Source organism: Candidatus Nitrotoga sp. 1052 (genome assembly GCF_927312905.1).
In the GTDB taxonomy this organism is placed as follows: Bacteria; Pseudomonadota; Gammaproteobacteria; order Burkholderiales; family Gallionellaceae; genus Nitrotoga.
The window spans coordinates 51,045-62,220 of the sequence record NZ_CAKMHQ010000027.1; the positions used below are offsets into that span (position 1 = coordinate 51,045).

General features: G+C 50.8%; 12 protein-coding genes. 9 read left to right on the forward strand and 3 right to left on the reverse strand.

Features of this window, described 5'->3' with window-relative positions:
* Positions 1-59: 59 nt before the first annotated feature.
* Entirely contained in the window at positions 60-824 is a 765-nt protein-coding gene (locus tag MJ768_RS05910) for a LytR/AlgR family response regulator transcription factor (protein ID WP_239288885.1), read from the reverse strand.
* A 72-nt stretch (positions 825-896) separates the two neighbouring features.
* Positions 897-1,949 (reverse strand): sensor histidine kinase, encoded by a 1,053-nt coding sequence (locus tag MJ768_RS05915; RefSeq protein WP_239288887.1) that lies wholly within the window; start codon positions 1,947-1,949, stop codon positions 897-899.
* 45 nt (positions 1,950-1,994) lie between these two features.
* Here MJ768_RS05915 and argH point away from each other — a divergent pair, with 45 nt between their 5' ends.
* Entirely contained in the window at positions 1,995-3,389 is a 1,395-nt protein-coding gene (gene argH, locus MJ768_RS05920) for an argininosuccinate lyase (protein WP_239288889.1), read from the forward strand.
* Between the two features lie 75 nt (positions 3,390-3,464).
* Here argH and grxD read toward each other — a convergent pair whose 3' ends face one another.
* Positions 3,465-3,773, reverse strand: coding sequence for a Grx4 family monothiol glutaredoxin (gene grxD / locus MJ768_RS05925; protein WP_239288891.1), 309 nt, complete (start codon positions 3,771-3,773; stop codon positions 3,465-3,467).
* Between the two features lie 598 nt (positions 3,774-4,371).
* Here grxD and ybeY point away from each other — a divergent pair.
* From ybeY to nusB, 8 genes are all read left to right on the forward strand, one after another.
* A complete protein-coding gene (ybeY, locus tag MJ768_RS05930) occupies positions 4,372-4,839 on the forward strand; it encodes an rRNA maturation RNase YbeY (protein ID WP_239288895.1) in 468 nt (155 codons plus the stop codon).
* 395 nt (positions 4,840-5,234) lie between these two features.
* Positions 5,235-6,506: a serine hydroxymethyltransferase gene (gene glyA / locus MJ768_RS05935; RefSeq protein ID WP_239288897.1), complete on the forward strand. Its 1,272-nt coding sequence runs from the start codon at positions 5,235-5,237 to the stop codon at positions 6,504-6,506.
* A gap of 71 nt (positions 6,507-6,577) precedes the next feature.
* Positions 6,578-7,057 (forward strand): transcriptional regulator NrdR, encoded by a 480-nt coding sequence (gene nrdR / locus MJ768_RS05940; RefSeq protein ID WP_239288899.1) that lies wholly within the window; start codon positions 6,578-6,580, stop codon positions 7,055-7,057.
* Between the two features lie 2 nt (positions 7,058-7,059).
* Positions 7,060-8,193, forward strand: coding sequence for a bifunctional diaminohydroxyphosphoribosylaminopyrimidine deaminase/5-amino-6-(5-phosphoribosylamino)uracil reductase RibD (gene ribD, locus MJ768_RS05945; RefSeq protein ID WP_239288901.1), 1,134 nt, complete (start codon positions 7,060-7,062; stop codon positions 8,191-8,193).
* A 60-nt stretch (positions 8,194-8,253) separates the two neighbouring features.
* Positions 8,254-8,847, forward strand: coding sequence for a riboflavin synthase (locus MJ768_RS05950; protein WP_239288914.1), 594 nt, complete (start codon positions 8,254-8,256; stop codon positions 8,845-8,847).
* A gap of 5 nt (positions 8,848-8,852) precedes the next feature.
* Entirely contained in the window at positions 8,853-9,947 is a 1,095-nt protein-coding gene (gene ribBA, locus MJ768_RS05955) for a bifunctional 3,4-dihydroxy-2-butanone-4-phosphate synthase/GTP cyclohydrolase II (RefSeq protein ID WP_239288905.1), read from the forward strand.
* Positions 9,948-10,036: 89 nt separating this feature from the next.
* Positions 10,037-10,489 carry a 6,7-dimethyl-8-ribityllumazine synthase gene (gene ribH, locus MJ768_RS05960; RefSeq protein WP_239288907.1) on the forward strand — a complete coding sequence of 151 codons (453 nt, stop codon included), beginning with the start codon at positions 10,037-10,039 and terminating at the stop codon, positions 10,487-10,489.
* Complete coding sequence (gene nusB, locus MJ768_RS05965) at positions 10,486-10,962, forward strand: transcription antitermination factor NusB (protein WP_239288909.1); 477 nt, start codon at positions 10,486-10,488, stop codon at positions 10,960-10,962. The genes ribH and nusB overlap by 4 nt, the downstream gene beginning before the upstream one ends.
* Positions 10,963-11,176: the final 214 nt, after the last annotated feature.

Sequence of the window (11,176 nt, forward strand, 5' to 3'; positions counted from 1 at the left end):
GGTTGCAACAATCTTTAATTTTTTGGTTGGTTCGGCATTTTTAATAAAGCGTGGTCCACCTAACCAAACTCTTTCACAATAAACTGCTGCCTTCGACTAATCGGCAACATCTCGTTCAATTGCTTGAGATTGACCGTCCAGTGTGACTCGCCGCCTTTCTCATCGGCAACTTTTTCAAAGCCGACAATCTCGTCTTTCGCCACCAAACAATTGCGATGGATGCGAATGAAACGTGCGGCAAATTCCTTTTCCAGCGCGCCGAGCGATTCTTCAGTCAGGTACTCGCGTTCCACTGTGCGCACAGTAACGTATTTCAGCTCGGCACGCAGGTACAGCACTTGTTCGATGGGAATAAGATGGATCTTGCCACGCTCGTGAATTGCAATATTTTTGCGCGGCTCAGGGCTAAGTTCCTGCAGTTTTTCGCTTCGTAAAGGCACGGCAGAACGCGCACGCGTGAGGGCATCAGATAAACGCCCGAGTCGAATAGGTTTGAGCAGATAGTCAACGGCATGCAACTCAAAAGCCTGAATGGCGTAGACATCATAAGCTGTGGTGAAAATGATTGCTGGCGGCTTAGGCAGCTTGTTGAGATGACGCGCCAGCTCGATTCCATCCATTTTTGGCATCCGAATATCTACCAGCACCACATCAACTTGCACTTCGGATAACTTATCCAACGCCTCGTATCCGTTGCCTGCTTCGCCCACCAGTTGCAGCGGCAGTTGTTCGGCGCAATCGGCAAGCAGATCCTTAAGGCGATTGCGTGCAGGCGGCTCGTCATCCACTATAAAAACAGTGAGGGGGCTTTCAACATCGTTCATTGAGCTCTCCTTGAAGTTACACCAGACAATATACCCCTCTTTTCCTACGCAAGAGTTTTTACCCTGACTCGCTCACGAGAAAGAAGGGAGATGCAGGGGTTCCTTAACATATGGAAGCTTTATATGCACATGGTAAAAATCCTTGCCGATCTCCACCGAATAACTTGCTTCGACATCGAATTGCAACGCTAAACGTTCACGTATATTGCTCAATGCTATTTTGTTGCCTACATGGTGGCTACCTTGTTCCTGACGCGGATTATACATTTCGAGGTGCATTTCATTGCCGTTGCGATATAGTTTGATATCGATAAGCCCGCCCTCGGCCAGCGGCTCAATGCCGTGATAGACGGCATTTTCAAGTAATGGCTGCAATATCAGCGGTGGCAGTAGCGCATCATCCGGCATATTGTCGGTGTACCAGTTTACCTTGAGACGTCCGCCCAAACGTAATTGTTCCAACGCGAGATACTGACGCGCAAGCGCCACTTCTTGTCGCACTGTCACTAAATCGCCATCGTGTGCCATCGCCATACGGAACAGATCGGCCATGTCTTCCAACGCGGTCTCGGCACGCTTGGGGTCGGCACGAACAATACCCAGCACTGCATTGATGCTGTTAAACAGGAAGTGTGGGCGGATACGAGCCTGCAATGCCTGCAAGCGCGCCTCATCCAGGGCAGGGGAAAGAGCATGGGCACGAAATCGAAAATAGACTAACAAAAGGCCCGCAATAACACTACTGAGCAAGGCGTTACGCCAAGAATGGAAATGCCCATAATCTACAGCGGAAATGTACAGCTTGCCCCCCAAATGGTAAATCATCAGAGTGACAGTCACTGCCAATAACAGTACTACAGTGGCGCCCTGCTTGTAGGTCAGTCGTGCTAGCCAGGAATTAAGTATGAACAACAGTAACAAGTTCAATAACAACACCGGCTGTAGCAGCGTAGAGATGTCTATTATGCGTTTTAGGATGTCCTGCCAAGATGATGCTTGTGCAATGGCAACCAACAGCGCCATACCATTGACTAACAGCAGGCTACGCAATATGACACCCCAGTTACGAAAATCGGGTAACGCATCGGACATCGTGTTTTGATTTATACTTTGCATATTTGGCATGACAGATATATCTCTGTATATAACGCACATTCTGGACAAGAGACGATGACGATGCAAGACAAAAAAACCTGGTCGGGACGATTTGCCGAACCGGTAGCGGAACTGGTGAAGCGTTATACAGCTTCGGTGGAGTTTGATAAACGACTGGCATCGTTCGATATTCATGCATCGCTAGCTCATGCACAGATGCTGGAGGCATGCGGCATCATCACCATGCAGGATTTAACTGATATCCGTCGTGGCATGACACAAATCGAACATGAGATTCTCAACGGCAAATTCGCTTGGTCACTTGATCTGGAGGATGTACATCTCAATATTGAAAAGCGCCTGACCACGCTTGTGGGCGATGCAGGTAAGCGTTTGCACACCGGGCGCTCGCGCAACGACCAAGTGGCAACCGATGTGCGCCTGTACTTGCGCCACGCCATCGACAAACTGCACGAACTCATTCGCAGTTTGCAATCTGCAATAACTGATCTTGCCATACAGCACACGCACACCATAATGCCGGGCTACACCCATTTACAGGTAGCGCAGCCGGTGAGTTTCGCGCATCACCTGATGGCGTATTTCGAGATGCTCAAGCGCGATGCAGAACGCATCATCGATTGCCGGAAGCGCGTCAACCGCCTGCCACTTGGTGCGGCCGCATTGGCAGGCACCAGCTACCCGATTGAGCGCGAGATGGTGGCGGAACTTCTTGGTTTCGACGGAGTGTGTGAAAACTCTCTAGACGCAGTATCCGATCGCGATTTCGCCATCGAATTTACCGCTTGCGCAGCGCTCACCATGACACATTTATCGCGCCTGTCAGAAGAATTGATCCTGTGGATGAATCCATGCTTCGGCTTCATCGACATTGCTGATCGTTTCTGCACTGGATCGTCCATCATGCCGCAGAAAAAAAATCCAGACGTTCCGGAACTGGTACGTGGCAAGACCGGCCGCGTGAACGGTAATCTAGTAACATTGTTGACACTAATGAAAGGCCAGCCACTGGCCTATAATAAGGACAACCAGGAAGACAAAGAGCCCCTGTTCGACACGGTAGATACGCTAACCAACACCTTGCGTATCTACGCCGACATGGTAGGTGGCATCACTGTCAAGCCAGCAGCCATGCGCGAGGCTGCTTTGCAAGGTTATGCCACGGCCACAGACTTGGCTGATTACCTAGTGAAGAAGGGGTTGCCGTTCCGGGATGCACACGAAGCGGTCGCGCTGGCGGTGCGCTTTGCCGAGCAGCGTAGTTGCGATCTGAGCGATCTAAAGCTGGAGGAGTTACAACAATTCTCGTCACTCATTGCAGATGACGTCTACTCTGTGCTCACACTGGAAGGTTCGTTGGCCAGCCGCAATCACATTGGCGGCACTGCACCTCAGCAGGTTGAAACTGCCATCGCGCAAGCGCGCAAGTATCTTGCAGGGCCAAATTAAATATTAAAAAGGAAATATTAAAAAGGGCGACCTTGCGGCCGCCCAGAAAACAAATCCAATACCTAAAACATTTCTCTAGGAATGGAGTAATTTCTTCAACTCTCCATTTTTATACATCTCACTCACGATGTCGGAGCCACCGACAAATTTGCCATGGATATAGAGTTGAGGAACGGTTGGCCAATTAGAATAGTCCTTGATACCTTGGCGGATTTCCGGATCATCGAGCACGTCAACGGTGAAAAGACCTGTCACGCCGCATGCCTTGAGAGTTTGTACTACATTTGCAGAAAATCCACATTGCGGATTTTCTGGTGTGCCTTTCATATATAACACTACAGGATTGCTCTCCACCTGTTCTTTGATTAGCTCTTGTACGTCCATATTATGGCCTCTAAAATTTAGTTGAATGATTTGACTGGGTATATTAGCAGCACGTTAACTACCGGGTCAAGGATTAGCCTCTTCCATTATTTCTGAATTGGAAAACACTGAAGGAGAGGTTGTGAGAAGCTATCTTGCAATATTTTTCTTGTAGAAGTAAAGGTTTTATTTTTCAGCATAAAATGTATCAACGCAACTTGAAGTCATGAATGGGCAATGATAGAAAGCTACTTTATTCGAAGTGATAAGCGAGGCTGCGAGCCGCGCACAAAAAACGATTGTTGATGCGATATTGTACGTGGAAAAAGTGGCTACCAATGGCTGATGTTACCGAAGGACATTCCGTCATGGAAAACGGTGTATGGCTACTTTAGGGCGCCTCTAAAAATTCAGAGTTCTAAACAAGACTAGGCGCGAATAAAAAATGTTGACGCAGCATATAATTGATATGTAAGGAAACATTTTTTGTGAGCAACAAAGTATTGTGACGAAATCTGAATTTTTAGAAGTGCCCTTTAGCCACTTCAGTCTCTGGAATAAACATGGCCCATGGAAAAGTGCCCTCGATAAGCCGAATGGACTCTATAAATTGAAGACGATGACTGCGCATAAATTATCCCTGTCGGTGCAGTATGCGGTTGGGGGGATGAATCTGCCCACGCGTCAGCAGTTTCGCCGTTGGATAAAGGCTGCGCTGCAACGCGATGTGCAAATCGTGCTACGTATCGTAGATGAAATAGAAGGGCGTGCGCTGAATAAACAATTTCGCGGCAAGGATTACGCTACTAACGTACTTACGTTTGTGTATGCTGATACCGGCCAGTCGCCTGATAATGCCGATTTACTGTATGGCGATATCGTGATCTGCGCGCCGGTGGTGGAACAGGAAGCGCGCGAGCAACGCAAGGACTTGCGAGCTCACTACGCTCACCTTGCCATCCATGCCGCCCTGCATTTGCAAGGGTATGACCACGAAAATGAGCAGGATGCCGCCACAATGGAAGCACTGGAAACTAAGTTGCTAGAAAAATTAGGGTATGCTGATCCTTACAAAGCTGTAGTTTAATAAGGGTGTCTTCATATAATAAATAATCTCAAGCGAGATTTGACTCAAAGCATTTTAAGAAAACAAGCCACGAAGCAGAGGCTCGCAAATAAATTCTTAGTGTGCAGTAAAGGTTAATAAATAAGCACTAAACTGGGATACCTTCGGTGGTTTGGTGCTCAAGACGGCGGGGCAGTTGCCAGCGGCGAATGCGTGGTTATCGGCGTTCTCAGCTTTGCCGTGTAAATGCAGACTCCAATCCTTGCTAGTAGCGGCGCGAGTCTGTTGAGCACGAGTCTGGCGTGGTGAGGTAAGCTTTTATAGAGTATAAGCCCATGTGTCTGTAGCAAGTTTGTTCCCGACCAACGTGATAAAATGCACGCTTTCCCCCTTCACTGACCTATTGGAAATCCGTCATGTTCTCTAGCAAAAACACTATTGCTCATACCGACCCCGAATTATGGGCAGCGATCCAGGATGAAAGTCGCCGTCAAGAGGATCATATTGAGCTGATCGCCTCAGAAAATTATACCAGCCCGGCAGTGATGGAGGCGCAGGGCAGCAAGCTGACCAACAAATATGCCGAAGGGTATCCCGGCAAGCGCTACTACGGCGGCTGCGAATACGTGGACGTGGCGGAACAGCTGGCAATTGATCGCGTAAAGGCTTTGTTCGGTGCTGAATATGCCAATGTGCAGCCGCATTCCGGCTCGCAAGCCAATCAGGCGGTATACATGTCGGTGCTCAAGCCGGGCGACACTATTCTCGGCATGTCGCTGGCGCATGGCGGCCATCTGACTCATGGCGCTTCTGTGAACCTTAGTGGCAAGCTGTATCACGCCATTGTTTATGGCCTCAACGAAAAAGAAGAGATTGACTACGACACAGTGGAAAAGCTGGCTCAGGAACATAAGCCCAAGATGATCGTTGCCGGTGCTTCTGCCTATGCGCTGGTGATCGACTGGAAGCGCTTCCGCGCCATCGCCGACAGCGTGGGGGCATATTTGTTCGTGGACATGGCTCACTACGCCGGACTGGTGGCGGCCGGTTATTATCCTAACCCGGTGGGCATCGCTGATTTTGTCACCAGCACCACCCATAAGACGTTGCGCGGCCCACGTGGCGGCATTATCCTGGCTAAGGCAGAATTTGAGAAAGTGCTTAATTCCGCGATTTTCCCTGGTATACAGGGCGGTCCCTTAATGCATGTAATCGCCGCCAAGGCCGTGGCATTTAAGGAGGCGATGAGCAAGGAATTCAAGGAATGCCAGAAACAGGTGATTGATAACGCCCGCGTGATGGCTAAGGTGTTACAGGAACGCGGCCTGCGCATTGTGTCCGGACGCACCGACTGCCACATGTTCCTGGTGGATCTGCAAGCCAAGCACATCACCGGCAAGGACGCCGAAACGGCGCTGGGGCGTGCGCACATCACGGTGAATAAAAACGCCATCCCTAACGACCCACAAAAACCGTTCGTTACCAGCGGTATTCGCATCGGTAGTCCGGCAATGACCACGCGCGGCTTTAAAGAATTGGAAGCGGAGAAACTGGCGCACCTGATTGCGGATGTATTGAATGCACCAAATGATGATGCGGTGATTAACCGCGTGGCTGAAGATGTGAAGCAGCTATGCGCGAAATTTCCAGTATATGGTTACAATAAAAAAAGAAGGAAAGAAGATTAAGAAAAACCGGGGACTATGATTTTTTGTTCGTTTCGTTACGCTTCAATTCCCGCTTTTCGTTCTTCAACCCTATGAAATGCCCATTTTGCAAAGGCCCCGACACCCAAGTGGTGGATACACGCGAAAGCGAAGAGGGCGACAGCATCCGCCGCCGCCGCCGCTGCCTATCTTGCGAAAAACGCTTTACCACCTATGAGACGGTCGAGCTGCGTATGCCGCAGGTGGTCAAGCAGAACGGCATGCGCGCTGAGTTCGATGCAGAAAAGCTGAGCACCAGTTTTAATCGTGCGTTGCACAAGCGTCCGGTTCCTACAGAGCTGGTGGATGCGGCCATAGATCATGTGACACAAAGAGTGTTCGCTCTCGGCGAACGTGAGATCGGCTCCCGGCAAATCGGCGAGATGGTGATGAAGGAATTGTTGAAGCTGGACAAGGTAGCCTACATTCGTTTCGCTTCGGTGTACAAGAGTTTCCAGGATGTGAGAGATTTTTCCGAGGCGGTCGAAGCTGTGCGCAAATCGCCTGCAAAGTGCAAACCGCGAGCGAGTTAAATATGTTGTCCACGCAAGATAGCTTGTGGATGGCCAAGGCATTGCACTTGGCAGAGCGCGGTCTGTATACCACCAGCCCCAATCCGAGAGTCGGTTGCGTGTTAGTACGCGATGACAAGATCGTGGGAGAGGGTTGGCACCAATATGCTGGCGAACCTCATGCGGAAGTGCATGCATTGCGCGCAGCCGGAGAAGCGGCACGCGGTGCAACTGTTTACGTGACACTCGAACCTTGCAGCCATCAGGGCAGAACCCCTCCTTGCGCCGACGCGTTGATTGGTGCAGGCGTGGCACGCGTGGTAGCGGCAATGCAAGACCCTAATCCGCAGGTGGCAGGACAAGGTATGGAAAAGTTGCGCGCTGCAGGTATCGAGGTCGAGTGCGGATTGATGGAAGTTGCGGCGCGTGAACTGAACATTGGATTTTTCTCACGTATGACGCGCGGCTTACCGTGGCTACGCAGCAAGATCGCCATGAGTCTGGATGGACGCACGGCATTGAATAATGGTATGAGCCAGTGGATTACTGGCGCAGCAGCGCGGCAAGATGTGCAACACTGGCGCGGGCGCTCATGCGCGGTGCTTACCGGCATCGGTACGGTGCTGGCTGATGATCCGCAGCTTAACGTGCGTGAACCACAACTGGCCATTCATGAGCCGAAATTGGGAGTCCATGAGGTAAAAGCCATGCGTCAGCCATTGCGTGCGGTGTTGGATAGCCAGCTGCAATTGCCGCTAACGGCGCGCATCCTGTGCGGTGGTAATGTGGTGGTTTACACTGCCACATCTGATTTCCAGAAAATTGGCTCACTCGAAAAATTGGGTGTGCGCGTAATTGTGTTGCCGGATGTTTACGGGCGCGTAGATCTAATTGCGATGCTGCGCGACCTGGCTGCAAGCGGCTGCAACGAAGTGCTGGTGGAAGCGGGCAGCATATTGAATGGCGCGCTGCTCCAAGCGGGACTGGTGGATGAGCTGGTGCTGTATGTGGCACCGCAGTTGCTTGGTGATATGGCGCGCGGCATGGCGCAACTGGGTGAATTAACTATGCTGGACCAGTGCGTGGAACTGGAATGGCAGGATGTGCGTAATGTCGGTAAGGATTTGCGTATCGTGACACGAGTGCGTCATAAATGAATATTTATTTGGGCACACATCACGGAAAGTTGTATGCACCCGACGAAATCGGAATGCAGTATGTTTAGTGGCATCATCGCAGACGTCGGCATCATTGAACGCACGGAAGACCGTGATGGGGGTCTGGATCTCTCCATAGCCACTCATGCGCTCGGTATGGAGGACGTGCAGCTTGGCGACAGCATCGCAGTGAACGGCGTGTGTCTGACTGTAGTAAAAATTGCTGGTAATAGTTTCAGCGTGAATGTGTCGCGAGAGACATTGAATTGTACGGTCGGGCTGGAAGTGCAGGGTGCTCGTGTCAATCTAGAAAAAGCGCTGCGCTTGGCTGACCGGCTGGGCGGGCATCTGGTGAGTGGCCATGTGGATGGCGTGGGTGAGGTGGTGGAATTCACCGATCTCGACGAAAGCTGGAAACTTAGCGTGCGTGTGCCGCAATCATTGGCGAAATACATCGCGGTAAAGGGTTCCATCACAATCAATGGCGTGAGCCTGACAGTGAATCAGGTTGAATGTGATGTGTTCAGTGTGAATTTAATTCCGTACACATTAGAGGTGACCACACTGAACGAATTGCGTACCGGGGATAAGGTCAATGTGGAAATTGACCTTATCGCGCGTTACGTTGAACGCATTATGCAGGCACGGGGTTAGTGAACATGACAGATATTGCACCGATACAAGAAATTATTGCCGAAATCCGCGCCGGGCACATGGTAGTGCTGGTGGACGAGGAAGACCGTGAGAACGAAGGCGATCTGTTGTTTGCCGCCGAATTCGTTACGCCTGAAAAAATAAATTTCATGGCCAAGCATGGACGTGGACTGATTTGTCTTACATTGACCGACGCGCATTGCAAGCAACTTAACCTGCCATTAATGGTGCGCGACAATGGATCCCCGTTGGGAACCAATTTCACGCTTTCAATTGAAGCGGCGAGCGGTGTAACGACGGGGATTTCTGCGTCTGATCGCGCGCGAACCGTGCAGGTTTCCGTGAATAGAAATGCCAAGCCTGCTGACATCGTACAGCCGGGGCATATTTTCCCGCTGATGGCGCAGAAAGGCGGTGTACTGGTGCGTGCTGGTCATACCGAAGCGGGTTGTGATCTGGCGCAATTGGCAGGACTCACCCCCGCCTCTGTTATTTGCGAAATCTTGAAAGATGATGGCGAGATGGCGCGCTTGCCCGACCTGATAGCATTCGCGCAACTTCATGGCTTGAAAATCGGCACTATCGCCGACCTGATCGAACATCGCAGCCAGCATGAAAAGCTGGTCGAGCGCGTGGCAAAACGTTCAGTGCAAACTGCTTACGGCACATTTGATCTAATCAGCTATGTGGACAAAACTACGCAGCGCACTCATCTGGCTTTGGTCAAGGGTGACATCCAGCCGCAAGTTGAGACGCTGGTGCGCGTGCATGAACCGCTGTCAGTGCTGGATTTTCTGGAGCAGGCAAGTTTCAAGAATTCAATCAGTGTGCATGATGCGATGCTGAAAATTAGTCTCTCATCCGCCGGGGTGTTGGTGTTATTGCATCGCAACGAAACGTCGAGTGACTTGTTAGCGCGTGCAGTAGTAATGCCTGAGGCGCACCATATCCCCCAGTGGGATTTGCGCAGTTACGGCATTGGTGCGCAGATTCTGCGCGACCTGAATGTCGGCAAGATGCGCCTGCTTGCTACCCCGCGCAAGCTGCCGAGCTTGACGGGATTCGGTCTGGAAGTCGTTGGTTATGCACAACACGAATAAATCAGGGACATCTCCAATTACTCATCACATTACAAGCACTTCCAGCCTTTCCTGATAAAGGTAAGCTGGGCGGACTATCAGGATAAATAATGAAAGAAATCGAAAAGAATTTGAACGGCGCAGGAATGCGCATTGGCATCGTACAAAGCCGCTTCAATCCTGTGATTTGCGAAGGTCTTCTTGCTGCCTGCCGTGCGCAGCTTGTCCAGCAAGGTGTGAGCGAAGCGGACATCACGCTAGCAAGCGTACCGGGCGCATTGGAAATCCCATTGGTGCTGCAACGCATGGCGCAAAGCGGAAAGTTCGACGCGCTTATAGCGCTAGGCGCGGTAATTCGCGGGGACACTTACCACTTCGAAATTGTGGCGAATGAATCCGCGCGCGGGGTGAGCGAAGTGCAACTGCATGGCGGCTTGCCCATTGCCAATGCCATTCTTACAACCAATGTCGATGAGCAGGCAGAGGAACGCATGAATACTAAAGGCACGGAAGCTGCGCTAGTGGCGATTGAGATGGCAAATTTATTGAAGGAATTGGCATGAACGAACCAGCCACCAAGGCGAAAGCACCTCCCAAAAGTTCGCGCCGCCGCTCGCGCGAACTGGCTTTGCAGGGTATCTATCAGTGGCGCTTGACTAGCGACGACCAAGAGCAAATCGAAAAGCAGATTCGTGCTGAAAAGGGAATGGGCCGCTACGATGCGGAGTTTTTCAGTAAGCTGCTGCGTGGCGTACTAACACAACATGCCGAACTTGAGACGGTTGTTGCCAAGCATCTTGATCGCACCCTGGATGAACTCAGTCCGGTTGAGTTTTCTGTGCTGCTGATCGGCGCATATGAATTAATATATCATCCAGAAATTCCCTATCGTGTGGTTATCAACGAAGCGGTAGAACTTGCCAAAACTTTTGGCGGTACAGACGGGCACAAGTTCGTTAATGGCGTGCTGGATAAAGTGGCCGCGCAAGTTCGCGCAGTTGAAGTAAGCGGAGATAGCGGCAAAATTGTCGCGTGAAAGTGGTTGCAGGCGTATCAGCCGTGTAAGGTCAAACAAATCGATTCACCATTCGAATCACAGAAACGCCCCCAGCTTGCTGCTCCAATTATTGACTTTTATGCCGGCAATTTAATCGTCAATTTATCCAGCCTAAAATGCTGAGAAACTTCCTGCTACTTACAGTGGGCCCCTCCGTCAAGACAATAATGCACCGAGTTTAAGAAGGTAACCT